Genomic DNA, 26805 nt, shown 5'->3' on the forward strand with positions numbered 1-26805 from the left:
CATCAACCACCTTTCAATATGCCGGCTCCAGGCTCACTACGTGAGACGGCGTTGCATCCATCGGTCGAAACACCCTGTCTTCCACGTACAGATCGAAATAATCCGAGAACGGGTTAGTAGAATATCCATAAAGCGGCGCAATCAGGGAACCGTCCGTCTTTATGACCGCCGAGACGGACGTGACCATGTCCGCTTCGAATTTTTCCGCATCACTGAAGCCCCCGAGGTTTATCGTTGAATGGGCCCCCGGCACCATCACGCGCTCGCTGCGGTACAACCTGCGCGCGAAGAAAGAATCTCCGCGCACGAGCGGCAGCTGGAAGCGGCCCTTGTGAAGCGTGCCCCAATTCCATTTTTCCATCTCCGGCCCCTCGATCACGTTCAGACCGCGCATGGCGCGAAGAAATGCGCGGTCGAAAAGCATATCGCGCGATTCGTTGCGTTCGGACGTGGTCGCATCGTCGAAAAGGAGGGATTTGTCCGCGACGAACATCTCAACGAACCTGTCAAAGTAGAGATTGTGGCGCGCCAGGATCGTCTTCAAATGATCTCCCTTGAATTCATCGCCCGCGGTGTCGCGGATAACCCGCAGGAGCAGGGTTTGAAAAAGTGTCGCGGGCACCGAATCGGTCGACGCGCGCAGGTCCCAGTCGTTAAAATAAATCCTGCACAGGCGCGCGGAGGTAATCGGCATTTTTTCGAGAAGCTGCAGGAAGGAAGAAAGTATCTTGCGCGCGTGCGGTGAAGTAATGTCAAAAAGCGTTTCGTAAAGGTACCGATCCTCGATATTGGACTTCCGGTCGAGCATCTCGCGTATCCGGCCCAGCCTGGAACCGTCCCTGCCGAGCATCGCCTCGGCAAGCTCGGGCGGCGCGTCCTCGATCATTGAATCCCCCGCCACGAGCATTGCCCCATCGTCATTGCGCGCATACGCCGAGAGATCGGCGGCCGCGTTCCAGCCGGGACGCGCATCCGACCTGAACACCATGCCCGCAACGTTCCGCTGCGGAATTCTCCCGGAATAGACTTTTCGAGCCGTTTTTCCCGCCACGAACAGGTGCACCCTGGGCGCGGAGTTCACCCCCGTTACCAGTCCCCGCGCCGCCTCCAGGTCCTGTGCAAGCGGCATCTCGAACAGAGAAGCGATATAGCTTTCATCGGGCGTGATGCACCGGATGCTAATCACATCGGTCTTCACTGCGCCCTGGAACACGTCGCTTATCACTGGTCCGCGTTCGGTAGCCCTGAATTCGAATTCCACGGACGATCTCCGGCTTCGCCCCGCCTGAAGGGTTTCCTTCCGCGCGATGAAGTCCTTCCAGGCGCCCTGGTATCGGTACTGCTGCCGGTTGTCCGCCGCTGCGGTCTCTTCGATATAAAAGTCCTGGCTGTCTGCCGCCAGGTGAAAACTTGCGAAGAGAAAATCCCCGTTGGCCCCGTGCCATATGAATGGCAGTCCCGCGCTCGTGAACCCGTCGATTTTCTTTTCGTTGATGATAATGCGCACCGGGTACCAGAGGGGAAACAGGTGCATGGGATTGTCAAGATTCATGATGAGCCTGGAGGCTCCATCCCCGGTGCGGCTCGCGGCCACGAACGCCGCAAAACCGCGCGACGCCGGGATAATCCGGTCCGAAATTATTCCGTTGATTTCCAGGAGGGCCTGCACGTTCTTCTGTTCGGCCGGGGTATACCAGTAGAGAAGCTCTTCCGGGATCATGTCCTTGAGGGGATGTATCTTTAATTCATCCGGGAACACGAAGGTGAGCTCCCTGTTATTGGTGAACGCGTTTCCCCATTCGCTCAGCAGAAGCACCGCGATGACATCCGCCGCCGTCCAGTCGTCACCCGGGACGTCCGATATGCCGATCAGTTCCCTGAACTTGTTGTTTTTCAGGAAATTGATACCGCGCACGTAAGCTTCCATGCGGGCGCGATGGGGCTGCTTGAGCGTTTCGAGGATTTCACCCGCCGAGCGGGAGAACCCCATCACCCGGGAGACCTTGTCGATCATGAACCCGTCCTCTCCCATAAGCTCGGCGAGGCGGCCGCGCGCGGCCGCCCTGCAATACTCTATCAGGAGCAGCCTGTCCTGGGCGTGAAGGTAGCCAAGACAGAAATACGCGTCCTCCCAGCCGGATGCGCGTACCGTGGGGACTCCGAAGTCGTCCCTCGAAATTGACGCGCCCGCGGTCACCGCCGCCGCGTATTCCCCGTCATAGGATACCGTCCGCCGGAGGATGAGGCTGAAAACGATTCCGGCCGCGATCACGAGCGCCAGCGCGGAGCCGGAAGAAATGAGTATGATCTTTTTTCTATTGGTCATGTCACCGGGCCCTTTTAGATCATGACATCGGGTGCGCCGTCCCGGCCTCGATTGACCGATCCGCCGCGCACGGCTTATTTATCCCCGAGTACCTCGATATCCGCGTTTATGATCTCCATTTTTATGTTCTTATTATCGAGCATGGTGAAGAACCGGCCGAAATCCCCGACAGCCTTGATGCGCGTCTTTCCTTTTATGAGCCCGGCGACGGAAGCGACGTCCTGGGTGTGAATATAACACTCCACCTGGGCTCCGCCCGCCTCGATGCTCACCAGGACCGAGAATTCATAATCAATATTACCGGAGGGAATTATGTCCTTCACCACCGCGTCGGCGACCACCACCCTCTTGTCCCCCAGCTCTTTTATAATAAGCGCCTTTTTCGCGATGTTATCGGCCCTGTCCATTTCCTCTTTTTTGGCTACGGCGTCAAGCACCGATATCTTGTCCTTGAACAGGGTTGCGCACCCCGCGCTCACTAATACCGCGGCGGCCATTGCAGCTAAAATCGTCTTTCTCATCGCGAAGTGTTCTCCTGGATAGTCATTATGACGCCACACATGATGCTATCACCCTATGGGGAGCTTTTAGTATTTGTCAAATAATCTTTTCCGTCATCGCGCATCGTACATTTACACGGATTTAGTACACTCGCCCTGCGGGGAGGCTTTATCAGCGGCATTGGCATTCGCCGATACGATGTTTCGGCCGCCAAAAATCCATGAGACATTTTCGTTGCGTATTTTCATAGGATGCACTATATTTGGTGCAGATAGGTTAACTTAAAGGGAGGGCTACATGAGCGAGGAACCTGCCAATATATACAAGAGCCCGCCGGCGGGGATCAATCCGCGAAGGGGAACCTCGTATGAGGCTATAATCGTCGACGACTCTAAAATGACCAGGCAGATACTCAAACAGATTCTCATGTCGGTCCAGTTCAACGTAATAATGGAAATCGAAAACGGCGCCACTGCCGAGATGATAATCCGGAATAAGAATCTTAAACCGGATTTCATGTTCATCGACATAGAAATGCCCGTCATGGACGGCATCACGCTCGTCAAGCAGATTCGTCCCCTGCTGCCGGATTGCCGGATCGTAATGGTCACTTCTCACAGCGAGACGGAAATGGTCAAAGAGCTCGCGAGCCTGGGAATCAACGGTTTTATCAAAAAACCGTTCGATCGCGATGCCGTAATACTGCGCCTCTCCAAAGTCAAGTAAACGTCCGGGCCTGCGTGTAAAAGAGCGGCGCCTTGCGGCGCCGCTCCCCTTGAATTCATGCTGTCGAATCGGATATATTAAGCGCCAAAGTCCTTGGTGACGATCCTTTTCGAAACCCTGTACGCGGTCCTTTTCAACATGGGAAAGCCCATGGTAAACATTGACGCCACGCGGTACATATCGCGAATCGCCTCGGCCTTCGCCATGTCGATGGGCTTCACATTGACCGGAAGACTGTATTTCTCGGGCTTGTCCTTGAGGATCGTGATGACCTTCAGTCCCCCGAACTCCTCCTTGCCGTAAATGCTCGCGTTGGGAAAATCCTTCTTCACCGCGGCAAGGCGCTTATCGGCCTTCTGGAGCACCTTCTGCCTCGAGTCAATGGTGAGCGCCCCGGTCGGACAGTGGAACGCGCACGCCGGGATCTCCCGCGCATTGACGGTGCAGGCATGGCACTTGAAGGACTTGTATCGGACCAGGGGCTCCTCGGTCCCGTATTTGCTCAGGTCCTTTTCCAGAACGTGCGGGACCTTGTAGATGCACTCGTTCTCGCATGCGCCGCAGCCGATGCACTTCGCCTGGTCAATCACGACCCATCCGTCCCTCTTCGATATGGCCTTTTCGGGACATACGTTCAGGCAGTTGGGGATCTCGCAGTGATAGCATTTCTTGTGCATGATCATCCAAATAGGTTTCTCGGGATTCGAGCGGTCTATGGGGAAGAACTTCACATGGTTGAACGTGATCGCCGTAAGCTCCTTGGGATTGGTGTACTCCGGTCCCGCGAAAAACTCCGTGTTTTCCGCGGGAAGGTTGTTCCACTGCTTGCATGCGACCTGGCAGGCCCTGCACCCGGAACACTTGGTGGTATCTACCAAAAATGATCTTTCTGACATGGCTTAGGCCTCCTTCTTGATATCTACCAGGAACGCCTTGAATTCCGGGATCATGGTATTGGCGTCGCCGATATTGGGGGTCAGCTGATTACAGCTGTCGCCCGTTGACGCACACCCCTGCCCGAAATGCCAGATCATTCCGACCATTTCCACGTTCTTGCCGTTCACCTTGAGGGGCTGTACCCGTTCGGTGACCAGCGCGTACGCCGATATGCTTCCGCGCGCGTTGAGGATGCGAACCTTGTCCCCGTTCTTGATGCCCTTCGCTGCCGCGAGGCTTGGGCTTATCTCGCAGAACATGTCGGGAACAAGCTCGTTCAACCAGGGCAAGTTGCGCGTCATCGCGCCCGCCTGCCAGTGTTCCACCACGCGGTAAGACGTGCCTACATAGGGGAACCGCCCCGGGTCGCCAAATTCCGCGGCGATCGAATCGAGCTTCACCGCGGCGGGATTGAGCGCCTGCGAATTGAAGATATTCGTAGTCGGGCTCTCCCAGGGCTCATAGTGTTCGGTAAAAGGCCCGTCATTGAGTCCCGTGGGAGCGAAAAGCTTCGCCACGCCCTCGGGATTCATGATGAAGGGGTTTTTCTTGTCGGGGCCCAGAGCGGGACCGCCGTCGACGATATCGCCCTTCCACTTGCTGCCGGTCCATTTGACGACCCAGCGGTTTTCGTCCCACGGGGTTCCGTCGCGCTTCACCGCGGCCCTGTTGTAGATGATGCGGCGGTTGAGGGGCCAGCACCAGGACCATTCGGGAAACATCCCGATCTTGTTGGAGGCATCCTTTGCGCCCCTGCGCGCCATCATGTTCCCCGACTCGGTGTAGGAACCGCAATAGAGCCAGTTTCCGCAGGTCGTGGAGCCATCGTCCTTGAGGTCCATGAACGTGACCATCTGTTTGCGCGATTTCGTCTCGAACCCGTTGATCTCCTTGGCGACGAGGTGCGGTGAGGGCTCATGCTCGCCCGGCTCGGTATAGTTCCAGTTCGCCTTGACTATGGGATCCGGGAACTTCCCGCCGTCTTTTTTGTACATCGCCTGGAGCTCTTTCAGAATCATGTCGAGAATGTCAAGATCGCTCTTGGCCTCACCCGGGGCTTTGACGGCCTTGTAGCGCCACTGGGCCCACCTGCCCGAATTGGACACGCTTCCTTCCTTCTCGACCGACGAAGCGGCCGGGAGCAGGAATACCTCGGTCTTGACCTGTTTGCTGTTGACGCCTTCCCGTTTCCAGAAAATTGAGGAATCGGTTTCCCAGAGGTCGACGGCGACGAGCCAGTCCAGGTTTTCCATCGCCTTCGCGATCCGGTTCGCATCGGGACCGCCTACGACGGGATTGGTCCCCATGTAGAACGCACCCTTCAGCAGCCCCTTATACATGTCGTCAAACACGATAATGTAGGGCGTAGGTTTCGCGAACTTGGGAAGCCAGTCGTAGCAGAAATCGTTTTCCTTTGTCGCCGCGTCGCCATAGAACGCCTTGAGCATGCTCACGAGGTACTTGGGCCTGTTCGCCCACCAGTTGATGCTCATGGGATCGTTGGTCTTGGGCGTGGTCTTGTTATATGCCTCCAGCGTGGGGTGCGCCTTTTCGCTCGGGCACGGCATATATCCCGTGATCAGGTGGAAAAGCAGCCCGTAGTCCGTGGAACCCTGTACGTTCGATTCCCCGCGCAGCGCATTGATGCCGCCGCCGGCAAGCCCCATATTTCCCATGAGCGTCTGCATGATCGCATAGGCCCGCACGTTCTGGGTTCCCACCGTGTGCTGCGTGGTTCCCATGGCGTACATGATCGTGGCGACCTTGTCTGGCTTATGGGTGGAGCAGAATATATCGGCTACCTTGAGAAAGGTATCCTTAGAGCACCCGGTCGCGAGCTCGACCTTTTCAGGGGTATACCGCTCGTAATGCTTTTTCATGAGCTGGTATACGCACTGGGGATCCTTGAGCGTCTTGTCCTGCTTGGGCACCCCCTTGTCGTCGACCTGATACTGCCAGCTCTTCGTGTCGTATTTCCTTCCGCCGGCGTCATAACCGCTGAACAGCCCGTCGTTAAACGCGTAGGCCGGGTTTACAAGATACGATGCGTTGGTGTATTCCAGAACGTATTCCTTCTGGATTTTATCATTCTGAAGCGCGTAATTGATCACCCCGTTCAGGAACGCAAGGTCCGAACCGGGACGCAGCGGAGCGTAGAGGTCCGCAAGCGAGGCCGATTTGGTAAAGCGGGGATCGACGACAACAAGCTTCGCACCGCGCTCCTCCTTAGCCTTGAGAACCCATTTAAAGGAGATGGGATGGTTTTCCGCGGCGTTGGATCCCATTAAAAGGATAACGTCCGCGTTCTTGATGTCGATCCAATGGTTCGTCATTGCACCGCGACCGAAAGATGCCGCCAGACCGGCGACAGTAGCGCTGTGTCAAATTCGAGCCTGGTGTTCCAGGTAGGTCACCCCCAGGAGCCTCATGAACTTGCTGAGCGCGTAGCATTCCTCGTTATCGAGTGCCGCGCCGCCCAGGCTCGCGATGGCAGGGGTTCTGTTCACCGTGACTCCGCCGGCCTTTTCAACGAAAGAGGCGTCGCGTGTCGCCTTGACCTTTTGCGCGATCATCTTCGCGGCGTCCTTCCAGGAGAGCTCCTCCCATTTATCGCCAAAGGGTTTCCGATACAGCACCTTGTCCAGACGTCTCTGGTTGACGCCTACCTGGTACAGTGCGCTTCCCTTCGAGCAGAGCGAGCCCTGGTTGATTGGATGGTCCGGATCGCCTTCGATATTGACGATCTTGCCGTTTCTCGTTGAAACGATCAGGCCGCACCCTACCCCGCAATAAGGGCAGATTGTGGTGCTTTCCCTGGCACCCTGCATTTTATTCGGGACGGACTTGCATCCGCTAAGGAACGATACGCCGCCCAGGAAGGCACCGGCAGCCGTTACGCCCGAGAGCTTTAGGAAATCACGTCTGGAGATGGGCATATGAATCCTCCTGCCATTATTTAACAGACATAGTTATGCAATAATTTGCTAAAAATAACACATTAAAAGGCTGATTGAAGGATAGCGAAACAGGTGTAACGTGGTGCATTGAAATCCCCAATCATGAAAGCAGAGTTATTACCGAACCGGCCCCGCCGTGCTTTGGAAGCCCGCGCGACAAATCCCGATACCCTCGGATGATCGACCCGGGGGGTTACCCTTCTTTACAAGATTGGGAGGCAGGTCGATTTCTCTCGCTGCCTGCGGTCCTGCTCCATGGCTTGCGCTTTAGGAACAGTGACTCGAAGAGGTTCATTTTGTTTTAGGATGGGGCCCCTATCTGTCAATGAATTTTTTGCATTTTTCCGGGTCGCCAATCGTATCATATAAAAAATATCTTTACAAATGCCGTCAGGGAGCCTATGAAATTATTGAATAACCCCTTTCAGACTAAAATCAGGTATCCAGAACCTTTATCATGCCTAAACCGCCTCTCAGGATACAAACTACCACGTTCTGGGACTATCCGTCCCAGAACTACGGAAAAGGTACGCAGGGCAGCCAGGATTATATCGGGGCCACCCCCTCGTACATTATTTGGAATCTCCTTAAACGATACACCAGGGAGGGCAACCTGGTCATCGATCCCATGTGCGGGAGCGGCACGACCCTGGACGTCTGCGGGGATACGGGCAGGATCGGGCAGGGATTCGATATCAACCCCATCCGGGACGACATTGAGCGCGCCGACGCCCGCTCGCTCCCCGTTGCGGACGGGAGGGCGGATTTCGTGTTCGTGGACCCCCCTTACGGCGATAATATCGAGTATTCGGACTGCCCGGAATGTATAGGGCGCTTAAGCGCGACTTCCGGGGACTATTTCGATGCCATGGAAATGGTCATCCACGAGATGTGGCGTGTGCTGCGTCCGGACAGGTTCATGGCGCTTTATGTGTGCGATTACTTCAATAAAAAGCACGGTTTTGTTCCGATAGGCTTTCACTTGTTCGAGATGATGTCCCGCTTATTCGTTCCCGTTGATATCGTCTCCGTGATGCGTCACAACAAATCCCTGAAAATGGGTAACTTCCACAAGGCCGCCGAGGAAGGGAATTTCTACTTGCGGGGCTTTAATTACCTGTTTATCATGAGGAAGGAGAAACAGCGGAATGCTTCAGCCGGACACCAGCCCCAAAGGAAGAATCATCGTAATAGATGACGAGCCGAGCGTCCGAAAGCTTATAAAGCGACTCCTCGAGCGTAAAGGTTACAGCATCGACACCGCAAAGTCGGGCGAAGAAGGGATCGCAAAAATCCTGGAGACCGAATACGATATCGTCATCACGGACATGCTGTTGCCCGGGATGGACGGGATGGCGGTCCTCGAGACGATCAAGGAACACAGCAGCAGCATAGACGTCGTTCTCATTACCGGTTTCGGGTCGATCGAATCCGCGGTTTCCTTCATGAAGGCCGGCGCCCTTGATTATATCACGAAACCCATCAACAGCGACCACCTGGAGATCGTCATTCAAAAGGCGATAGAGCGGAAGGAGCTCATCAAAGCCGCAAGGGAGCGCGATCTTTATTTCAAGATGTCCCTCACCGACAGCCTCACGGGACTATTCAACCACAAGTATTTCCAGGAACAGGTCCAGCGCATGGTCCTGCACGCGAGGAGAAAAACCCACAACCTCTCGATCATACTCATCGACATCGACGATTTCAAGCTCGTGAACGACAATTTCGGCCATCAGACCGGCGACCTGGTGCTGCAGGTCATCTCCTCGTCGATTCTCAAGGCGTGCAGGAGTCACGACACGGTGGCCCGGTACGGCGGCGAGGAATTCGGGGTGATACTGCCGGAGACCGACGCGGACAAGGCGGTCGCGGTGGCAAAGCGCATTCAGGAGACGATCTTCGCTCACCATTTTAAAAACGTGACGTACCCGGTCACGGTATCGATAGGCGTGGCGGTATATCCCGCGAACGGGCATGAAGCGGCCGACCTGATACATAACGCGGACGTGGCGCTCTACGTGAGCAAACGGGCGGGGAAAAACAGGTATACCCTCTACGGCGAAGACGCGCAGAAAAAATGCTAGCACTTTTCAGTGCCGGGCCCGGCGCCTTCTACGCATGAGCGGTCGTAATCCTCCAAGACGCGGTAAATCTCCCAGAATGAATAAAAAAGCGTAAGCAGAAGCGGGCCCACGATCACACCGGGCAGGTTGAACGCCTGGATGCTTCCAAGGAGGAGGAAGAAGAATATCAGCGGATGAAACGCCAGCTTGTCTCCCAGGAGTTTTGGTTTCAGCAGGTTTTCAAGGAGCATGTATCCCGAGAAGCACCAGGTCCCCACAAACACCCCCCAGAACACGTTCCCGGAAATTACCAGGGCGGCCGCTGCCGGCATCCAGATTATCGAGGTTCCCACTACCGGTATAAGAGAGAGAATCGCGGCGATGCTTCCCCATAGCAGGGGGGCGGCGAGCCCGGCGACACCGAATCCGACCCCGAGCAGAATTCCCTGCAGCACCATGATGAGCATGTTGCCCACCATTAATACCTTTATGACTTCCTTGAGCCGGCTCACGACGCTTTTTTCAATATCGCTTGGAAACGGCATCAGCTTGTAAAACAGGGCTCCAAAGCGTTTCCCCTCGGTGAAGAGAAAATAGAGAATGAGGAACATGAAAAAGAAATTTACCGTAAAGCGTATCGAAAAACTCAGCACGTCCGTGAGGTTTGAAAAGAGGGCCAGGGACGCGCTTTGCAGCACCTCCGCGGTTTTTTTCACCAGCTCCCCTTCGGTGATATTGAGAAACGCATAGGCGGTTTTCATGATCTCGCTTTTATGAAGAAAATCGTCGAATATTTTCGGATCGAATTGTTTCTGGATATATTGGTAAAATTCAAAGCTCTGGTTGGCAAGGGTGAACAGCAGCAGGAACGCGGGTACCATCACGACTACAAAAAGGAGCACAATGAGCAGGGAAGAACTGAGCCAGGATTTCTTCAGCACGCGAAGCATCGCGTCATGTATCGGCTTCAGGGAAACGTAAAGGACGAATGCGAAAAGGAAAGGCCAGAAGTAATAGCGGAAAATGAACGCGAGGCCTATGATCACGGAGACGAAAAGCGCAAGGAAGAGAAGCTTTAACCGCTTGTTGCGCTGGATGAGAAGATATGAATCTTTCTTTACCATGGGTTGAAATTCGACCGGCACGGGGTCGCCCCCATGCCGGTCTTTGATAAAATTACTTCGTGAGATAATGAGATAAATCGGTCGCTATCTTACTGATAGCATGATCCAGATATTCGTCGTCCGAGATTCTTTTCCGGTATTCGTCGATCTTCCGGGGATCTCCTCTAATCTTACCCTGTTTTATCTCACGCTCATCCTTGTTCATGAGACGCTTCATAAGAACACCCCTCTGCTTAAGGCCATCCTGCTCCTCCATGAACAGGACTCGCGGCCTTATTAGTATATTCGGCACGTTAAGGGGAAAAAATAAGCGATTTATCCACCGGATGTCGGTTCAGCGGAATATGTCTTCGATCCATTCCGCCTGGCCGTCAAGGATGGAAATCATGTCGAATCTGCATTCAATATCGGCGGAATAGAGGCCGGGGTGTGAGCATAAATACTGGTTGGCGATGAGCTTGAGGGTGTTTTTTTTCCGGCGGCTGATCGAGTAAAGAGGGCCTCCGAATTGTGTGGAATTGCGGCTTTTAACCTCGAAGAATACCAGCAGGTTGTCCCTGGTCGCGATGATGTCTATTTCACCCAGCCGCCCCGATCGGTAGTTGCGTTCGAGGGTTGTGAAGCCGCGCGACTGGATGAGCTCGAACGCCGCATCCTCCCCGGCGTTCCCTACCTCCCTGTTGTGTGCACCCATGGCCCTGGGTTAGAGTACGTCCATGAGGTTGACGCCGGCCTCCTTGTCGTCAAGCACCTTGGCTATATAGAGGGTTGAGTCGTCGAGCAGGTTTTTGATGATGAGGTCGTTAATTCTCCGCCGCTCGGCGTCGAAGATGAGCTTGACGAGCGGTCGCAGCGGCTTTTTATTCACGGACCCTATAACCAGGCCCACACTGCCGTCATTCAACTCGACTATCGATCCTATCGGATAAACCGACATGAGCGACACGAATACACGCAGGATCACCGGGTCGAATTTGTTTACACCGCTCGAAAGCAGGTTGCGCATCGCGTGATATGAAGAGTGTTTGCCGCGATAGCTCCTGCTGGATATCTGCGCCTCGTAGGAATCGGCTATGGCCGATATACGGGCGTATTCGTCGATCTGGTTTCCCTTGAGCCCTCGCGGGTATCCCTTGCCGTCGAACTGTTCGTGGTGCTGCAGGCTTACCAGGGCGCTCTTTTCCTTCATCTTACCAAGCTGCTTGAGCAACCGGTAGCCGTGCAGCGGATGCGTCTTGATCAGGTTGAATTCGTGATCGCTGAGGTTGGATTGCTTGTATGCGATATACGCGGGCATTTTCACCATGCCCGTATCGATAAGCATGGTTCCCATTGCCAGCTCTTTCAGCTTATCGGGCGTATATTTCAGGGCCCGGCCTATTAGAAGCGAGTAAAAGGTCACATTCACCGAGTGGGTAACCAGGTAGTTCTTGCCTTCTTCCAGGCCCGCGAGAAAGAGAAACACATTCTGGTCTTCCTCGAGCATTTTCATGATAGTGCGTATCGTCGTGTCAATCGAATCGAGCGGGAAGACTTCATCGCTTTTTATGGCGCTGTAGACATCACTTACTACCCTGCTCGCGTCGCGGTGCAATTCGAGCAGGCGCTTGCGTTTAAGAAGGAGGCTGCTGTAATCGTCGACGATTTTTTTCGCGTCGAGCGAGATGGTGACCTCGTTCCGGATGGTCGCGCCCGGGGCTGCGTCTGCGACCACGTTTCCCGCGGTTTCGATTTCAGATATTCCCCATTTCATGAGGCGCTTGATGTCGCTTTCCTTTATGGAAACGTTTGCTCCCACCAGCATATTGCTGCTGTCGATATATACGGGCTTATCGAACCTCATTCCGGGTCTAAGCTCCTCGACCAGGATCTTCTTCATCTCAGTCATGCCTGAATTTCCGTCCCCCGATTTTTTCCCTGAATTCTTCGTTTACCCGGTAACAATACGCCAGGACCTCGGCAACCGCCTTGAACAGGGATTCCGGTACCGGTGTACCCGGCTTCAACACCGAAAGCACCTCAGCCAGGTCTGGGTCCCTGCGGATCACCACCCCGTGTTTTTCCGCCAACGCCATAAGGCTTTCCGCGAGACGGCCCCTCGCGGCCGCGATGACCTCTGGAAATCCATGTTCCGGATCGTACCCAAGCGCGGCGGCTTTTTTAATCACCTCTTTCATGCCTTCACATCCAGCGAAGCCATCTGCTCCAGGTTCGACCGGTATGCCTCCAGGTCCCTTCGCGCATCGGCCACAAGAAGGAAACTGACAAGGGGCCGCTTACCCGCAACCGATCCCAGCGAGTCGGATAACGCGTCCCTATGCTTCTCGAATATTTGCCTCACCGCATCGCTTTCACAAAACACGCGTGCGATAATATCGTGTCCCGTTTCGCGCATTATCACCTCGATATGCCCGGCCCCCGTAAGATCCATTGAGAGCGCCAGGGAGCTTCCTTTTACGAGAACGCGTACCGGAGGGGTATTGTCATCAAGAAGAGGGAGCTCTCTATAGAAGCAGTCCTCGCCGACCCTAACAAAGCGTCCGCTCAAGGCGCTCACAAGATCGCCCAGCAAATCGGTACCCATTCCGCTATGCGCTTGGAAAACCTCCTCGATTTCCAGCGTAAAGTTCTTTATTTCAGCCTCAAACGGACCTTCTTCCCCCCGATCCGTCGGTTGGGAAGCATGCCCGGGAACATTTCTACCCGATTTTCGATACAATTGGGCTAAAAATGTTTCCGCATAAATTATTAAACTACCATCATGGACGGCAAAAAGTGAAGAAAAAAAATTAATAAATTCCCGTTTTATTCCCAATTTCCTCATACGGGAAAGCAGACCCGGCAGCCCGGAACCCTGTCCCTCACGCCGACCCCCCAGTCCCAGGATAGCCGCATTAAACGCAAAAATTCCGGTACCTGCCTGTTTCAACAGGCCCAGCATGGGAAGAATTTCCGCTTTCCCCGGCCCGGAAGGATCGAGGAGCAGGTTGGCCGCAATGGCATTCATGCCACCTTGCGATTTCCCGCCATGCGGGAATCTGAAATACATTCGCTCACCTTCCCGCCGTTCAAGCACCAGCACAAGGCTGCCCTCCCTGGGGACACCCCCGGTGAACTCCGCTATTAATGAGCGTCCTTTAAACGCAATCAGGGCCCTCGTCGGTCCGTACCGTTCGAGGATCTGGGCATCTACGGTCGCGCCGGGGCGCAGGTGCGCCAGACTTTCCCGGAGCGGCTTGTCGGTCTTCAGGAAGATTACAGGAGTATCAATTTTCATCAGATATGAAGGCCGGCGGGTGAAGCATGCTTTTTACCGGCTCAAAACTCCTTCTATGTATTGGGGACGGCCCACGGGCGCCCAGCGCATCCATGTGATCGGGGGTGCCATATCCCTTGTTCTTCCTTAACAGGTACCCGGGATAACGCAAATCATATTTCTCCATCACCAGATCGCGGTCCACCTTCGCCGCAATGGAAGCCGCGGCGATTGAAATCGAGCGGGAATCGCCCCTGATGACGGGGATGAATCGAACACCGGGCGAGAACCGAAAATTTCCGTCCATGATGACGGCATCCGGCATGGGATCGAGTTTTTTCAAGAGGCGATCCAGGGCGCGTTCCGTGGCCCCGTTCACGTTAAGGCTGTCCACAAGGGAGGGAGAAATCATTATGGTCCGCTGCGCGTACGCGTGTCGACGGATCACGTCTCGTAACGCACGGCGGGCACGGGGAGTCAGTTTCTTGGAATCGTTAATCGCGGAAAGTTCCGGTGGGATGTCATGGAAAAGGCTGCAGTCGAATACCACGAGTCCCACGCACAAGGGACCCGCCAGGGCTCCCCTGCCCGCCTCGTCGATGCCGGCGATCAGCCGGCATCCCTGCCGGAGCAGTTCATGTTCTATCTCGAAAGACGGCTTTTCACAAGTGCGCGAGGATCGCACATTCCTATTGTTCGCTTCCCGATTCCGGGGCCGCCGACTCGTCGGGCGCCGGGGTTTCGTGCGTCACCGGGACGAAGGTTTTTACCGACGGCTTGGATTTCTTTTCACGAAGCTTCGCGGATTTGCCGGTACGCTCCCTGAGGAAGTAAAGCTTGGCGCGGCGGATCTTGCCCTTTCTCATCACCTCGATTTTCGCGATACGGGTGGAAAACAGCGGGAAGACGCGCTCGACGCCGACATCGTACGATACCCGGCGAACCGTGAAGGTTTTTTTCATGCCCTTGTTGTCGATGGCGATAACGGTCCCCTCGAAAACCTGGACGCGCTCCCTGTTGCCCTCGATGATCTTATAGTGAACCTTGACCGTGTCGCCGATCTCGAAATTCATGGTCCGGTTTACGGGCATGATGTCTTTTTCTACCGCTTCGATTATATTCATGGCTTTTCTCCTTCTTTTCTCCCTTCGATATACCGTGTAAACAAATCCGGCCGCGCGACCCGGGTCTTCTCTATGCTCTGTTCCAGTCTCCACTTCCGGATCCTGCCATGATCGCCGGAGAGAAGAATATCGGGAACCTTGAGTCCCTCGAATTCCGCCGGCCGCGTGTACTGCGGATACTCCAGCAGGCCGTTTTCGAAACTCTCCTCCTGAAGCGATTCCTCGTTCGACATGAACCCGGGAACGTATCGGGCGACACAATCGAGGATCACCATCGCGGCATACTCTCCGCCTGAAAGCACGTAATCGCCCACTGAAATCTCGTCGCGGACGAATCGCTCGACCACACGCTGGTCCACCCCTTCATAGCGCCCGCATATTATGCACAGGTCTTCTTCCCGTGCAAGCTCTTTTACGAGCTCCTGGTTGAGAACCCGGCCGCCCGGGGTTGTGAGGATAACCCGGGTCCGCTGCGTGGTGATGGCCCCAAGTGCCTTGAACAGCGGTTCGGGCTTAAGCACCATGCCGCTTCCGCCGCCAAACGGATAATCGTCACATCGACCAAACCGGTCCTCGGAATAGGCCCGGAGGTTGACGACCTCGACGCCGAGTATTCCATCTCCGATCGCACGTCCCAGAAGGCCCGTTTCAAGCGGGCTTCGGAAAAATTCGGGAAACAGCGTGAGGATCCTGATCACCGCCACATCCCTACCCGTCGTTCCCATCCATCGTGGTGCCGTCGTTCGCGTTCTCGATCATCCCCTCGATGGGATGGATATCGATCCGCTTCCGGGCAATGGCTGCTGTATCCACGATATCGTCCACAAAGGGTATGAATATCTCCATGCCCTTTTTGTCCTCTATGATAAGGATCTCCCCCGCCCCAGCTTCGAAAATATCCTTAACTACGCCGAACGGAACGCCATCCCGGAAAACTTCACAGCCGATAAGGTCGAAATAATAAAACGAACCGTCTTCGAGGAACCGCCGAGTCTCCTCGGCTGTCTTCCTTTCGATGTATATCGTTTGTCCCTTCAGCGAGAGCGCGTCGTCGCGGTCTTCGAGTCCCTCCAGGGTGAGGAGACATTCCCTTCCCCCCGAGACGTGGAATCCGCTTATCGTGAATTCCCTGCAGGCAGGTTCGTTTCCCAGATATACGGTGTTTCCCTTTTCAAAACGCTCCGGGATGTCGGACAGCATTAATATTTTAAGCCGTCCCTGAAGGCCGTGAGCGCCGATAATTCTTCCTATTCTTAAAAGCTCTTTCCCGCTCAATCGAGAATTTCCAGCACCACGCGCTTCCCGGATTTTGTTGCAGATGCGTTGATTATCGTTCTTATCGCCCTGGCGATGCGGCCGTGCTTGCCTATCACCTTCCCAATGTCCTCTTTCGTCACCTTGAGCTCAAGGATGGTCGATTTCTCACCTTCCACTTCCCTGATGTGAACCTCCTCGGGATGGTCAACCAGCGACTTCACCAAATATTCGACCAGGTCCTTGTAATTCATAGCCGCCTCCCGGGGGTATTATTGCGCGCTTTTATACTTTTTCCACACCCCTGTCTTCTTGAGAAGTCGCTCTATGGTAGCTGTCGGTTGGGCCCCTTTCCTGAGCCAGTCGATCACGCGCTCTTCATTCACCGTAAACTGGTTTCCCGCGGATATAGGTTGATACTGCCCCACGTTTTCAATGGTGCTGCCGTCCCTGCGTTGTCTCTCGTCCATCACCACGACTTTATAGAAGGGCTTCTTCTTGGTACCAACCCTCTGCAAACGAATCTTAACCGACACGATGCTACCTCCTCACATAATTAGGGGATGATTATTTCTCCGGCCCTGTTTTTGTCAATACAAAATACGACACGCCGGTATTAATGCCGTCTTGGGGCAATTCGGGTTATTTATCCGGAAATAGCGCGCTCTTTCAGCCTGGTGACGTTTTCGTTCACCCTGCCGCCCGTAAAGGCCGCGCTGCCGGCGACTATGCATCGCGCGCCCGCCGAGACCACTTCCCGTATATTATCCTGGGATATCCCGCCGTCAACCTGGATTAGTGTATCTGCGCCCCGGCCTATACCCGCGAGGTGCGCGGCAAGCCTCTTAATGCGCCCGATGGCGCCGCCCATGAATTTTTGGCCGAAAAACCCGGGGTCGACGGACATGACGAGCACCAGGTCGGCATATTCACAGAGGTCATACGCCGATTCCACCGGGGTGGCCGGATTGAGCGCGAGTCCCGCACGAACGCCGGCGGCGCGGATCACTTGCAACAGCCGCGCGGGAAACCTGGTACTTTCGTAATGTATGGTCACGCACCAGGGCTTGAGCTCAAGGTAGCGCTCTATGCTCGCCTCGGGGTCGGTTATCATGAGGTGTACGTCCAGCGGAATCCCGGAGTGCCCGGCGAGGTCCCTGATATACGCGGGACCGAACGTCAGGTTGGGAACGAAATGCCCGTCCATCACGTCGATATGGAGGAGGTCGACCACGGCGGGATCGAATTCCCGCACGAGGGCTCCCATCACGGAGAGGTCCGCGGCGATGAGCGAGGGGGAGATGAGCACTCCCCTGCCTGGGTCAATCCGCGTCAACCTTGATCACCTTGATTACTTTCTTGTCCTGGACGATGCTCACCCGCGAGTCCCCCGACCGGAAAAAGACGAAGTCGATCTTCTGGCCCGGCTCCATCACCTTCGAAAACGCGATCCGCTTCGTCGCGTTGTCCTCGACGTACGCTTCCAGGAGCCCCGTCTTGATAGTGCGGGGAACCGTGAATTCGACGCGCTCGTATGCGTTGTACTCGCGCTCCTTGCGTTTGAAGTGCGCGATCTTGAGTTTCGCGACATCGCCCCGTTTGATTTCGGCGGCCTTCGCGGGATTCTGGGCCTCGATTATGCCGCTCTTTTCGGGCTGCCCGGTTTCGACGACCTCCTGGTCGATCTGCATCCCCTTCGAAAGAAGGAGGTCGATACACAGGTTCACCGACTGGCCGGTGACGTCCGGCATCTTCATGTCGCCCTCGGTCCTGCCGGCCGAGACGAGAAGGTTGATGCGCCGGTCGGGCATGATCTTTTCGCCGGGCTTGGGGCTCTGGTCTATCACGATGTTGTCCGCGGTCTTGTCGGAGGGTACGTACGAGATGACGCCCGCCCCGATGGTGAGCGTTCGGTCGTGGATGTGCAGATTCTTGAGCTTGTTGAGCGCGAAGGGAAGCTCCATTCCGGCAAGGTTGGGCACATCCAGGATGAGCTTGCTGCGGCTCACCACGAGCACGACCCGGCGGCCTTCGTAGACGATCTCGCCCGCCTCGGGGTCCTGCTCAAGGACGGTGCCGTTGTCGATCTCGTAGATGTCACGGAACTTGATCTCCGGCTTAAGCCCTTTGCGCATGAGGCTGTTATATACCTCGTTGAACTGCTTGCCCACGACACCCGGCACCTTGACTTCCTTGTCGGGCCGCGTAAGGAAGAGCAGCACAATCGATGATATAAAGAAGAAAAAGGTGAACCCCACGAAAAATATGAGGGCCATGCGCCCCACCGATTTGAAATAGGTGTAGCGAACCTCCGGAGGAGTTCCCTGCGAGCCGTCCTTGCGTAGTTTCATCGTGTATCCGTCCGCCGAGTGAATGCAGTTTGCCGCGCGCCCGGCCGGGGTTTGATGCTGGAGGGCCGCAACGAGCGATAGAGGGTATCAAAGATAAGCGCGCACGTTTCGTCAAGCATTATTATCGGCCCCCCTGCCGTGCACAAAAAGCGATCCTGCCTGCGGACGGAATTTATCTTGACTCGGGAGATCGACCGGGTACAGTATTCACACTTTAACGCACACAATAAGAACTGAACATGCAAATAAAGGATCTGCTCTCCGGCAGGGTATTCACGCTTTCCAACTTTCTTTCGATTTCGCGGATACTCTTATCCCCCTTCGTGGGGTATATGTTTCATATGGAAAAAGCGACGGGCGACGTCACCTACCGGCTTTATTCGCTCGGGCTGATCTGCATCATCATAGCGACCGATTTCCTGGACGGCTTCCTCGCACGCGCCCTGAACCAGGTTTCGCGGCTGGGCCAGTTTATCGATCCCCTGGCGGACAAGATTACCGCGATCATCATGGGGGCGCTCGTGTGCTATTACAAGGAATTCCCCCTTTGGGTGCTCCTGGCGGTCATGACACGCGACGCCTACTCCGTGATCGGCGGCATACTGCTCTTCACCAGGAAAGACATCCAGGGGCGCCCGAACATGTTCGGGAAAATGATGGTGGTGTCGATCGGGTTCTCGGGGCTCATTTACGTGCTGGAAACGCACGTGGAGATACTCGGCATTTCGCTGCGGCATATCTCCATCTTCCTGATCCTATTCTTCCTGGTGCTCTCGACGCTGGAATACTGGAGAACATACTCGAAGGTCTATTTTGAGAAAAAGCGGTAAGGTTTACGCTGCCTTCATAATTATCCTTTTCCTGCCCCGTTCCCTCTTTTCCGAACATAATATCTCCATTCCCGTCCTGAATATTGACGGGAAGGACTACGTTTCCCTGCACGCGCTTTCCGCGGGGACGGCGTCGGACGCGTCCCTGGACCTCGTCACGCAGCGCGGCAAACTTTTCCGCGGCACCCACGTCACGGTGTTCCAGCCGGGAATGACTATACTTCTCGTGGACGGCCGCCTTTCGCGCTCCCCCTACCCGGTGCGCCGGCGTGAAGGGGAGATCCTGCTTCCCGAAAAGGCCGCGCGGGAAATTATCCTTTCATTTTTCCCGGGGAGAACCTGCACGCGCACCCGGAACAGCCTTGAATGCGCCCTCCCGCCCGAAAAGAACGGCAGGCAGGCCGACGAATCCGGGGTACCGGTGCGGACGACGCCGGACCGGCACAACGACCGCATCGCCTTCATCATCCTGGATCCCGGCCACGGCGGGAGGGACCCCGGTGCGATCGGCAAGGGCGGGGTGCAGGAGAAGGGCATTACGCTTTCCGTGACCCGAAAGCTCGAGAAGCTCATGCGTGCGAATTTCAAGGGGATACGGGTGGTGCTCACCCGATCAAGCGACACGTTCCTGGAACTGGGAAGGCGCACCGAGATCGCAAACTCCCATTTGAAGAACGGGGAGAACGGCATATTCGTAAGCGTCCACGTGAACGCCTCCGTCTCGCCCCGGATCAGCGGGTACGAGACCTACTTTCTCTCCCAGAATCCGTCCAACGAGGAGGCGCGTGCGACGTCGGCGCTCGAAAACAACGTGGTGATCCTCGAGGAAAAAAAACCCGGGAGCGGGCGCGACGACGCGGAACACATGGAGGCGATGATGCTCACCACCCAGATACAGAAGGAATCGAGCATGCTCGCGGAAACCATGCAGGCCGAGCTCGCCAGGCTCCTCACCGATCACAAGGCCCGGGGTGTCAGGAAGGCGGACTTTTTCGTGCTCAGGGGCTCGCTCATGCCGGCGATCCTGGTGGAGATAGGCTTCATCACGAACAGCGCCGAGCGGGCAAGTCTGCAGAAAGACGCATACCAGGACCGCGTGGCGGAGGCCCTGTACCACGGCGTGGCGGCCTTCCTAAAAAAATACAACTCGGGTTCAAAAAACAAATGACAGCAGGGGCGCCGGTTGGGTATTGTAGCGTGCTCAGGGATTGGGGCCGATACACACTACAGCGCGCGGGACAGGCATGAAGAAGATCAATACCGAAAAGATAAAACAGAAGGCGAGGGAATACGCCCTCCTCGCGAAGGAAAAGGGGCTCGAGCTCTGGGCGCGCGCCGAATCCGACAGGATCGAACGCAACAGGATGCTTGTCCTGGGCATCTCGCTCGCCCTCATCTTCAATTACGTCGTGTTCTGCTTTCATACGGGGAAAAGCGTCTTCGACATATTCCCCTCGTTCCCCGTCATCGACACGCGCGACGAACTCGTCGTCTACATTCCCGACACCGACGGCAAGACCCTGTTGAAAGAGACACGCAATATCCCCGCGCTCGACGACCGCGATGAACTGGTCAGGCTCCTCTTCAAGTCCGTCGCCGTCGGCTCCTATTACGAAAATACCTCCATGGCGGTCCCGGCGGACCTGGGCGTGCGGGGCGTATGGTTTTTCGAGGAGACCTGCGTGATCGACCTGGGGCTGGCGGTGCTCAGGGAAAACGCCGAATCGATCCCCGGGAGCGAGTCGAACTTCCGGCTGGCGGTTGAGAAGACCATCACCGAAAATATTCCCGGCATTAAAAGTGTAATGATTTTAGAGAGGGGAATTCCCGGCAAAAACCTGTGGGAAGTCGCATCGAAGAAGCGCTGACACCCGAGCACCCCGCCGTTTGCATACCCGGTCTCTTCCAAGGACCAAAAACGCAACTTCCTGAAAAGCGATAGCCCTGTTTAATTACCGGGTCGGGGAGGCGGTTTACCCGGGCCATTCGCCGTGGAAGACCTCCACCGCCGGGCCTGTGAGATACACGCGGTTGTCGGACTCGCGCCATTCCGTGAACAGGTCTCCGCCCGAAAGGTGCACCAGCGCCTGGCGGATCGTTCGTCCCGTGAGGACGCCCGCGACCGTGACGGCCGATGCGCCCGTACCGCAGGCGAGCGTCTCGCCCGAGCCGCGCTCCCAAGTCCGCTGTATCGCCTCCGACGGGCTCACGACCTGCACGAACTCGACGTTGGTCCTGTTGGGGAACAGGTCGTGGTTCTCGATCATGGGACCGTATTTTTCCACGGGAAATTTTTTCACGTCCTCGACGTAGATGATCGCGTGGGGATTCCCCATGGAGACCGCGGTGATTTCGAATTTCACCCCGTCGTCGAGCATGAGCGTCTCGGCGATCACCATGCCCGGAGCGCCCTTCATGGGAATACGCTCGCGCTGGAGAACCGGCTCGCCCATATCTACGCGCACCGTGTTCACCTTCCCGCCGCGCACGAAGAGGTCCAGGTGTTTAATGCCCGCGAGCGTTTCCACGGAGATGCGTTTTTCCTTTGTGAGCTCGCGGTCGTAGACGTACTTCGCGAAGCAGCGGATGCCGTTCCCGCACATCTCGGCCTCGCTGCCGTCGGCGTTGAACATCCGCATCATGAAGTCGGCCTTTTTCGATTTGAGGATGAGTATGAGGCCGTCGGAGCCGATCCCCGTATGCCGGTCGCTCATCTGCACGGCGAGCTTCACCGGGGACTTCACGGGCGTGCCGCGCGCGTCAAGGTAGATGTAATCGTTCCCAATCCCGTGCATCTTGGTGAATTTGATCATCGCTCCGGCTCCGCACATTTGTTTGCGCGAATATTCGCACGCTCATAAGTAAGTACGCCGAATACGCACTGTCAAGCACTCTTTCCCCCGTCCCCAGCGGGGCATTTCCCTTGATTTTTAAGCGGGCAGGACGATAATTGTTTTGAGAGAACCGGATGAAACGCGCGCCCTGGATACACATTGGAATCATCCTGTTCGCCCTGTTATGCGGGGCGGGCATCATCTGGAGCCTTGTCTTCAGCCGGGGAGACGCGCCCGTGCTCGTTACCGACGGCCTTCCGTCATGGCGCGCCAAGGGCTCGGAGGACCGGTCCCGGAACAATTCGGTCCCGGTGCTCCTGTATCATAACATCGACGGCGCGGGGGGTTACTCCCTGGATTACGAAAAGCTCCGCGCACAATTCGAACTGCTGCGGACCATGGGGGTTCACCTGGTCAGGCTCGATACGCTCGTCGAGCATGTCGCCCTGGGCAAAGCCCTCCCCCGCAAGACCGTCGCGATCTCCTTCGACGATGATTTTTTCTCCTTCTATGAGAAGCTCTTACCCCTGGCGAGGGAATTCGGCTACCCCGTCACGCTGTTCGTATATACCTCGCAGATATTCAACCGCGGCGACAGGAACCTCACCTGGAAGCGCCTGCTCGAAATGGAGCGCGCGGGAATCTCCATACAGTGCCACTCGGCGACGCATCCGGACCTGGTGAGACTCCTGGAAAAGAACACGCCCGAATCGCGCCAGAAGCTCTTCGAGGAAATTTATCTTGCCAAAAGGAAGATGGAGCTTTACCTGGGAAAAGAAATTCGCTATTTCGCGTTTCCGTACGGGCGCTTCACGACGACGCTTGCCGAGCTCTGCCGCGAGGCGGGCTTCGAGCGCACCTTCTCCACCGAGGACGGGACCAATATCATGACGCGCAACAATTTCTGCCTGCGAAGACGGCACATCAAGAAGGACGATTCCGAGGAGACGGTCCGCGCGATCGTCGAGTGAGCCCCATGGATCTTGTACACTGCTACTCCCTGCTCGAGGTCCCCGCGACCGCCACCGACGAAGAGGTCGCGAAGGCCTTCAAGAAGCTCGCCCATCGCCTGCACCCGGACAAGAACCAGAACCGGATCGAGTGGGCCACCCGCGCGATGGCGAACCTGAACATCGCCTACACCACGATCACGAGCCACCGCTTCGAGAACGCCCAGCAGGCCGAACCCCACGAGGAGGAGCGCCCCGCCGCGCAGCCGCCCCGCCCGGAACCCGCGCGCGCCCGCGCCGCGTCCGCCCAGGACTACCGGGAAAACCTCCAGGACGACATCATCACGAACCGGTTCATCCAGTCGCGCGAAACCGCGAAGGACGCGCTCTACCGTTATTTCCAGTACAGCCTGTACAACATGTTCCGCCGGGAAAACCCGATCAACCGCGGCATCTTCAACGAGGTGGTGACGACGCTCCGGAAATGCTTTCACGAGATCAAGAAGCTCACCCCCCTCACCCGGGACCGCGAGCTCCTGGAGCATTTCGCGGTATTCGGGGAAATGATCTTCAATTTCTACCGGTCCTCCGAATGTGTGACGATCCCGGATTCCTACGCGAGCATGCTCGACGTGGAGGCCTACCGCATGTACCGGCGCGGGGACGAGGCGCTGCACATCGCCCACAAGGAGCTCTTCTACGACCGGCACAACCGCGGAAGCTTCCGGCGCGACATCGTCGAGGCGCACATCCTCAAGGCCGCCCATCACTTCAAGGACGGGCTCACGGGCTACCCCGAGTCCACCTGGGAGGTCGAGACGCGCATCAAGCTCGAGTACGCCGTCGCGCTTCGAAAATACCTTGCGCTCTTCTTCACCGGCTCCGATAACTGACAAGCCCACACTCCACCGCGCGAGGTTCTCTCCACCATGCATACCGGCTCCGAGCTCATCACCATCCTGGGAATCGCGACGGGGCTCGCGATGGACGCCTTCAGCGTGTGCCTCGCGGCCGGGCTCGTCATCCCGGAGCCCACGCGGCGGCACTATTTCCGCCTCTCGTTCCATTTCGGGCTCTTCCAGTTCATGATGCCCATCCTGGGCTACTTCGCCGGCAGCCTCGTCGAGACGCTCATAGCGGACTATGACCACTGGGTCGCGCTGGGTCTCCTCGCGGCCATAGGCGGGAAGATGGTGGTGGAGTCGTTCGGGGAAAAGCACGGGGGGTCCGATACCGCTCCCGATCCGTCGCGCGGGTGGTCGCTCGTCGTGCTCTCGATCGCGACGAGCATAGACGCCCTGGCCGTGGGGCTTTCCATGGGTATGATGGCAAAGCCCATCCTCGTACCGAGCATCATCATCGGGATTATCTGCGCCGCGTTCTCCATCCTGGGCCTTCGCCTGGGCCGGCACGCCGGCGCCCTCCTGGGCAATCGCGTGGAACGCGCCGGGGGAATCCTCCTCATCGCGATCGGCGTGAAGATCGTGCTGGAGCATATCGGCATCATTTGAGCTTTATTCCGCGCCCGCCCGTTCCGATACTGTACTAGACCCTCTCCCGGCCTCCCCCTTGGAAGAAAGGGGAGGGGTAATATTCGAACCTGGGGCTTTCAATGGGGCGGGCACAAGAAATGGAAATCTCAGATTGAGTGGTAAGCCGTTAACGGAGAGCCGCTATTCCGGCATTGGATTTTTTGTTGATGCGGTACTGTCATTTCGAACCCCGTTTTCCGGCGTGAGAAATCTTGCAAGCATCATTGTATGAAGATTTCTCCTCGCCCCGAAAAGCCGGGACTCGTCGAAATGACACAAGGAGCGGTATCGGTCCCCGGCAATCGGACCATGCGGGAGTCCAGAACCGATGTACGGCCGAACCGGTTCCGGGAATCGCCGGGAGTATATTTGTGGAATAGTGTATCGGACACGAAAAAATAAAAAGGCATGATAATGCGACACGCAATAAAATTAATGGGGACGGGACACAAAACAATTAAAACTATCCCCCCGATCTCATCCATCCCCACCTCCCCCTTTCTTACACAGTGCGTTCATGCAGTGAGTCCCGCCCTATGAACCGCGCGCGCACATCCTCCGGATGGGGACGCTCATGCCGCGGCGCGTGCGCAGGGGCGCTCATCGCCGTGATCTTTTCCGTGACGCCGCTCGCGTCCGAGAACACCCAGTACCCGAACCTCCGGGACGAAGGCGGCCCTTTTACACCCTTCTCGGACTTCATCCCGAAATCGCGTTTACATAACAAGACCGTGCCGCACTACCTGGAGGATTATTACCTGCTGTACGGCCTCAAGATGTACTACAACGAGGACACGCTGCGCATGAACATCGCGCGGCTCAAGACCGCGCTCGCGAGCAAGTTCCGCCACCCGAGCGAGGCGCTCGTGAAGATCGACAGCGAGGACGAGTACAGCCGCTACCGGAACCTCATGTTCATGCACCTCAACATGCTCATCATGCGCAGTTACCTGGGCATCGCCGCGCGCTACGACAAGCGGGATGTCAAATTTTACAACCAGGACTGGGCGAAGGAAATCGCCGAGAGCCTGGACATCGCCGCGACGCACTACCGCGAGGCGCTCCCCTACTGGGAAGAAGCCGTCAAGTACGCGGAGGCCGCCGGCGAGTACAAGATCACGACGAACCTGGGCTTTATCGAGAACGAGCGCTACCGGATCGTGAAGGGGGAGCTGGATTTCGGGAAGATCATCGAGAATTATCTGGAGAAACTGGACGAGAAGAAGGGGAAGCTGGGGGGTGGGGAGTAGGAAAATCCGACACTCTCTCTTTATTGAGTGATTGTCAGGCGAATACCGACACAGTATAAGCTATTTAATATATTTCTGCCAAATTTCTAATCTTGATTCAATATATCCTTCAAGTGCGATATAACGGAAATACAATTCAGTATCCTTATTCTCCTTTGCAGTAAGCACTTGTTTTTCAATAAATTTCACAACCCGATGAATAAAACTACCTAGAGAATCTTCAAATAAAGTAAATATTTCGCTTCCCAATACATCAATTGCTATATGTCCATCACCATCAATCATCAACAATTTAAGACATTTAGTAGCAACATCTTTGTTAATGTTCTCAATGTTTGTTCGGAATAAACCTGCTGCAATGGTTTTTAAGAAGGCTACTAATTCGTCTCCAATTACAATCCTAGGATATCGAGCAGTTTTCGATTCCAATTCATATGCTTTAACAAGAGCTGATCCATATATTTCTTCATTACCAATCTCAAACGCAATCCCTATATCGATACCTCCTCTAAATATAATTTCATCATGCATCAGTATCGTATAGGCAGCGGCACATGCTGTAATAGTGGAAAATACGCCTTGTAAATATAATTGCCTGTCGTCGTCCGATATAGGTGAATAAATTATTATTGAGTCAGAGAATGTTTTTATTATTGGTTTAAGCGCATAAGTGTTTCGCTTCACCCAAATGGGAATTATTTTCGGTTGAATTAAGCTGGTAAATCCTCCAGTAGATTGCTGTTCAATTCCCTGTTTCGTTCAAATCTTGCATTACGGGCCTGTTTGAGTTT

The 26805-nt window shown here is 55.7% G+C and carries 29 protein-coding genes and 1 riboswitch; of the genes, 10 read left to right on the forward strand and 19 right to left on the reverse strand.

Going from position 1 to position 26805, the window contains the following annotated elements; translation table 11 throughout:
- Window positions 1-13: 13 nt before the first annotated feature.
- Entirely contained in the window at window positions 14-2326 is a 2313-nt protein-coding gene (locus EPN93_12980) for a hypothetical protein (protein ID TAL33940.1), read from the reverse strand.
- 74 nt (window positions 2327-2400) lie between these two features.
- Window positions 2401-2847, reverse strand: coding sequence for a hypothetical protein (locus EPN93_12985; GenBank protein TAL33941.1), 447 nt, complete (start codon window positions 2845-2847; stop codon window positions 2401-2403).
- Between the two features lie 277 nt (window positions 2848-3124).
- Between EPN93_12985 and EPN93_12990 the strand changes: the two genes are divergently transcribed.
- Window positions 3125-3553, forward strand: a complete 429-nt coding sequence (locus tag EPN93_12990; GenBank protein ID TAL33942.1) for a response regulator — start codon at window positions 3125-3127, stop codon at window positions 3551-3553.
- Between the two features lie 77 nt (window positions 3554-3630).
- Here EPN93_12990 and EPN93_12995 read toward each other — a convergent pair whose 3' ends face one another.
- The gene (locus EPN93_12995; protein ID TAL33943.1) at window positions 3631-4449 is read right to left on the reverse strand and encodes a 4Fe-4S dicluster domain-containing protein; all 819 of its coding nucleotides are present in this window, start codon (window positions 4447-4449) and stop codon (window positions 3631-3633) included.
- A 3-nt stretch (window positions 4450-4452) separates the two neighbouring features.
- Complete coding sequence (gene fdnG / locus EPN93_13000) at window positions 4453-7425, reverse strand: formate dehydrogenase-N subunit alpha (GenBank protein TAL33944.1); 2973 nt, start codon at window positions 7423-7425, stop codon at window positions 4453-4455.
- Between the two features lie 203 nt (window positions 7426-7628).
- Window positions 7629-7745, reverse strand: a riboswitch (molybdenum cofactor riboswitch).
- 158 nt (window positions 7746-7903) lie between these two features.
- On the opposite strand from fdnG, the gene EPN93_13005 reads away from it, so the two are divergent.
- Window positions 7904-8644 carry a DNA methylase gene (locus EPN93_13005; protein ID TAL33945.1) on the forward strand — a complete coding sequence of 247 codons (741 nt, stop codon included), beginning with the start codon at window positions 7904-7906 and terminating at the stop codon, window positions 8642-8644.
- Window positions 8595-9530 (forward strand): diguanylate cyclase, encoded by a 936-nt coding sequence (locus EPN93_13010; protein TAL33946.1) that lies wholly within the window; start codon window positions 8595-8597, stop codon window positions 9528-9530. Before EPN93_13005 ends, EPN93_13010 begins: the two co-directional genes overlap by 50 nt.
- On the opposite strand, the gene EPN93_13015 is transcribed toward EPN93_13010, so the two are convergent.
- The 13 genes from EPN93_13015 to EPN93_13075 all read right to left on the reverse strand — a co-directional run bounded on the left by EPN93_13015 (window position 9527) and on the right by EPN93_13075 (window position 18618).
- A complete protein-coding gene (locus tag EPN93_13015; protein ID TAL33947.1) occupies window positions 9527-10633 on the reverse strand; it encodes an AI-2E family transporter in 1107 nt (368 codons plus the stop codon). The two genes, EPN93_13010 and EPN93_13015, sit on opposite strands and share 4 nt — an antisense overlap.
- A 334-nt stretch (window positions 10634-10967) precedes the next feature.
- The gene (locus tag EPN93_13020) at window positions 10968-11327 is read right to left on the reverse strand and encodes a YraN family protein (GenBank protein ID TAL33948.1); all 360 of its coding nucleotides are present in this window, start codon (window positions 11325-11327) and stop codon (window positions 10968-10970) included.
- Between the two features lie 9 nt (window positions 11328-11336).
- The gene (locus EPN93_13025) at window positions 11337-12521 is read right to left on the reverse strand and encodes an HD-GYP domain-containing protein (GenBank protein TAL33949.1); all 1185 of its coding nucleotides are present in this window, start codon (window positions 12519-12521) and stop codon (window positions 11337-11339) included.
- Window positions 12514-12810: a hypothetical protein gene (locus EPN93_13030; GenBank protein ID TAL33950.1), complete on the reverse strand. Its 297-nt coding sequence runs from the start codon at window positions 12808-12810 to the stop codon at window positions 12514-12516. The genes EPN93_13025 and EPN93_13030 overlap by 8 nt, the downstream gene beginning before the upstream one ends.
- Entirely contained in the window at window positions 12807-13910 is a 1104-nt protein-coding gene (locus EPN93_13035) for a hypothetical protein (GenBank protein ID TAL33951.1), read from the reverse strand. Before EPN93_13035 ends, EPN93_13030 begins: the two co-directional genes overlap by 4 nt.
- The gene (locus EPN93_13040; protein ID TAL33952.1) at window positions 13900-14574 is read right to left on the reverse strand and encodes a ribonuclease HII; all 675 of its coding nucleotides are present in this window, start codon (window positions 14572-14574) and stop codon (window positions 13900-13902) included. The genes EPN93_13035 and EPN93_13040 overlap by 11 nt, the downstream gene beginning before the upstream one ends.
- A 4-nt stretch (window positions 14575-14578) precedes the next feature.
- Window positions 14579-15013: a 50S ribosomal protein L19 gene (gene rplS, locus EPN93_13045; protein ID TAL33953.1), complete on the reverse strand. Its 435-nt coding sequence runs from the start codon at window positions 15011-15013 to the stop codon at window positions 14579-14581.
- Window positions 15010-15738 (reverse strand): tRNA (guanosine(37)-N1)-methyltransferase TrmD, encoded by a 729-nt coding sequence (gene trmD / locus EPN93_13050; protein TAL33954.1) that lies wholly within the window; start codon window positions 15736-15738, stop codon window positions 15010-15012. Before trmD ends, rplS begins: the two co-directional genes overlap by 4 nt.
- Window positions 15722-16333, reverse strand: coding sequence for a 16S rRNA processing protein RimM (gene rimM / locus EPN93_13055; protein TAL33955.1), 612 nt, complete (start codon window positions 16331-16333; stop codon window positions 15722-15724). The genes trmD and rimM overlap by 17 nt, the downstream gene beginning before the upstream one ends.
- Window positions 16285-16521, reverse strand: coding sequence for a KH domain-containing protein (locus EPN93_13060; GenBank protein TAL33956.1), 237 nt, complete (start codon window positions 16519-16521; stop codon window positions 16285-16287). Before EPN93_13060 ends, rimM begins: the two co-directional genes overlap by 49 nt.
- A gap of 18 nt (window positions 16522-16539) precedes the next feature.
- The gene (gene rpsP, locus EPN93_13065) at window positions 16540-16803 is read right to left on the reverse strand and encodes a 30S ribosomal protein S16 (GenBank protein TAL33957.1); all 264 of its coding nucleotides are present in this window, start codon (window positions 16801-16803) and stop codon (window positions 16540-16542) included.
- Window positions 16804-16913: 110 nt separating this feature from the next.
- The gene (gene rpe / locus EPN93_13070) at window positions 16914-17603 is read right to left on the reverse strand and encodes a ribulose-phosphate 3-epimerase (GenBank protein ID TAL33958.1); all 690 of its coding nucleotides are present in this window, start codon (window positions 17601-17603) and stop codon (window positions 16914-16916) included.
- A complete protein-coding gene (locus EPN93_13075) occupies window positions 17590-18618 on the reverse strand; it encodes a PASTA domain-containing protein (GenBank protein ID TAL33959.1) in 1029 nt (342 codons plus the stop codon). The genes rpe and EPN93_13075 overlap by 14 nt, the downstream gene beginning before the upstream one ends.
- Before the next feature lie 239 nt (window positions 18619-18857).
- On the opposite strand from EPN93_13075, the gene EPN93_13080 reads away from it, so the two are divergent.
- From EPN93_13080 to EPN93_13090, 3 genes are all read left to right on the forward strand, one after another.
- A complete protein-coding gene (locus tag EPN93_13080; GenBank protein TAL33960.1) occupies window positions 18858-19448 on the forward strand; it encodes a CDP-alcohol phosphatidyltransferase family protein in 591 nt (196 codons plus the stop codon).
- Window positions 19432-20616: an N-acetylmuramoyl-L-alanine amidase gene (locus tag EPN93_13085; GenBank protein ID TAL33961.1), complete on the forward strand. Its 1185-nt coding sequence runs from the start codon at window positions 19432-19434 to the stop codon at window positions 20614-20616. Before EPN93_13080 ends, EPN93_13085 begins: the two co-directional genes overlap by 17 nt.
- 76 nt (window positions 20617-20692) lie before the next feature.
- Window positions 20693-21316: a hypothetical protein gene (locus tag EPN93_13090; protein ID TAL33962.1), complete on the forward strand. Its 624-nt coding sequence runs from the start codon at window positions 20693-20695 to the stop codon at window positions 21314-21316.
- A 105-nt stretch (window positions 21317-21421) separates the two neighbouring features.
- On the opposite strand, the gene EPN93_13095 is transcribed toward EPN93_13090, so the two are convergent.
- Entirely contained in the window at window positions 21422-22258 is an 837-nt protein-coding gene (locus EPN93_13095; GenBank protein TAL33970.1) for a diaminopimelate epimerase, read from the reverse strand.
- Window positions 22259-22416: 158 nt separating this feature from the next.
- Here EPN93_13095 and EPN93_13100 point away from each other — a divergent pair, with 158 nt between their 5' ends.
- From EPN93_13100 to EPN93_13115, 4 genes are all read left to right on the forward strand, one after another.
- Window positions 22417-23253, forward strand: a complete 837-nt coding sequence (locus EPN93_13100) for a polysaccharide deacetylase family protein (protein TAL33963.1) — start codon at window positions 22417-22419, stop codon at window positions 23251-23253.
- Window positions 23254-23258: 5 nt separating this feature from the next.
- A complete protein-coding gene (locus EPN93_13105; GenBank protein TAL33964.1) occupies window positions 23259-24125 on the forward strand; it encodes a J domain-containing protein in 867 nt (288 codons plus the stop codon).
- A gap of 36 nt (window positions 24126-24161) precedes the next feature.
- A complete protein-coding gene (locus tag EPN93_13110; protein ID TAL33965.1) occupies window positions 24162-24743 on the forward strand; it encodes a manganese efflux pump in 582 nt (193 codons plus the stop codon).
- 557 nt (window positions 24744-25300) lie between these two features.
- Window positions 25301-26014: a hypothetical protein gene (locus tag EPN93_13115; protein TAL33966.1), complete on the forward strand. Its 714-nt coding sequence runs from the start codon at window positions 25301-25303 to the stop codon at window positions 26012-26014.
- Window positions 26015-26074: 60 nt separating this feature from the next.
- Here EPN93_13115 and EPN93_13120 read toward each other — a convergent pair whose 3' ends face one another.
- The gene (locus EPN93_13120) at window positions 26075-26698 is read right to left on the reverse strand and encodes a hypothetical protein (GenBank protein TAL33967.1); all 624 of its coding nucleotides are present in this window, start codon (window positions 26696-26698) and stop codon (window positions 26075-26077) included.
- Window positions 26699-26805: the final 107 nt, after the last annotated feature.

The organism is Spirochaetota bacterium (assembly GCA_004297825.1).
Lineage (GTDB): Bacteria > Spirochaetota > UBA4802 > UBA4802 > UBA5368 > FW300-bin19.

What these genes read in the sequence shown, in the direction of transcription:
- EPN93_13105 (TAL33964.1), top strand. Translation starts at nt 23,259, where the DNA reads ATGGATCTTGTACACTGCTACTCCCTGCTCGAGGTCCCCGCGACCGCC.
- EPN93_13035 (TAL33951.1), bottom strand. Translation starts at nt 13,910, where the DNA reads ATGAAAATTGATACTCCTGTAATCTTCCTGAAGACCGACAAGCCGCTC.
- trmD (TAL33954.1), bottom strand. Translation starts at nt 15,738, where the DNA reads ATGGGAACGACGGGTAGGGATGTGGCGGTGATCAGGATCCTCACGCTG.
- EPN93_13030 (TAL33950.1), bottom strand. Translation starts at nt 12,810, where the DNA reads ATGAAAGAGGTGATTAAAAAAGCCGCCGCGCTTGGGTACGATCCGGAA.
- EPN93_13025 (TAL33949.1), bottom strand. Translation starts at nt 12,521, where the DNA reads ATGACTGAGATGAAGAAGATCCTGGTCGAGGAGCTTAGACCCGGAATG.
- EPN93_13080 (TAL33960.1), top strand. Translation starts at nt 18,858, where the DNA reads ATGCAAATAAAGGATCTGCTCTCCGGCAGGGTATTCACGCTTTCCAAC.
- EPN93_13060 (TAL33956.1), bottom strand. Translation starts at nt 16,521, where the DNA reads ATGAATTACAAGGACCTGGTCGAATATTTGGTGAAGTCGCTGGTTGAC.
- EPN93_13075 (TAL33959.1), bottom strand. Translation starts at nt 18,618, where the DNA reads ATGAAACTACGCAAGGACGGCTCGCAGGGAACTCCTCCGGAGGTTCGC.
- EPN93_13020 (TAL33948.1), bottom strand. Translation starts at nt 11,327, where the DNA reads ATGGGTGCACACAACAGGGAGGTAGGGAACGCCGGGGAGGATGCGGCG.
- EPN93_13010 (TAL33946.1), top strand. Translation starts at nt 8,595, where the DNA reads ATGCTTCAGCCGGACACCAGCCCCAAAGGAAGAATCATCGTAATAGAT.
- EPN93_12990 (TAL33942.1), top strand. Translation starts at nt 3,125, where the DNA reads ATGAGCGAGGAACCTGCCAATATATACAAGAGCCCGCCGGCGGGGATC.
- EPN93_13100 (TAL33963.1), top strand. Translation starts at nt 22,417, where the DNA reads ATGAAACGCGCGCCCTGGATACACATTGGAATCATCCTGTTCGCCCTG.
- EPN93_13115 (TAL33966.1), top strand. Translation starts at nt 25,301, where the DNA reads ATGAACCGCGCGCGCACATCCTCCGGATGGGGACGCTCATGCCGCGGC.
- EPN93_13090 (TAL33962.1), top strand. Translation starts at nt 20,693, where the DNA reads ATGAAGAAGATCAATACCGAAAAGATAAAACAGAAGGCGAGGGAATAC.
- EPN93_13015 (TAL33947.1), bottom strand. Translation starts at nt 10,633, where the DNA reads ATGGTAAAGAAAGATTCATATCTTCTCATCCAGCGCAACAAGCGGTTA.
- EPN93_12985 (TAL33941.1), bottom strand. Translation starts at nt 2,847, where the DNA reads ATGAGAAAGACGATTTTAGCTGCAATGGCCGCCGCGGTATTAGTGAGC.
- EPN93_12980 (TAL33940.1), bottom strand. Translation starts at nt 2,326, where the DNA reads ATGACCAATAGAAAAAAGATCATACTCATTTCTTCCGGCTCCGCGCTG.
- EPN93_13005 (TAL33945.1), top strand. Translation starts at nt 7,904, where the DNA reads ATGCCTAAACCGCCTCTCAGGATACAAACTACCACGTTCTGGGACTAT.
- rplS (TAL33953.1), bottom strand. Translation starts at nt 15,013, where the DNA reads ATGAATATAATCGAAGCGGTAGAAAAAGACATCATGCCCGTAAACCGG.
- EPN93_12995 (TAL33943.1), bottom strand. Translation starts at nt 4,449, where the DNA reads ATGTCAGAAAGATCATTTTTGGTAGATACCACCAAGTGTTCCGGGTGC.
- EPN93_13110 (TAL33965.1), top strand. Translation starts at nt 24,162, where the DNA reads ATGCATACCGGCTCCGAGCTCATCACCATCCTGGGAATCGCGACGGGG.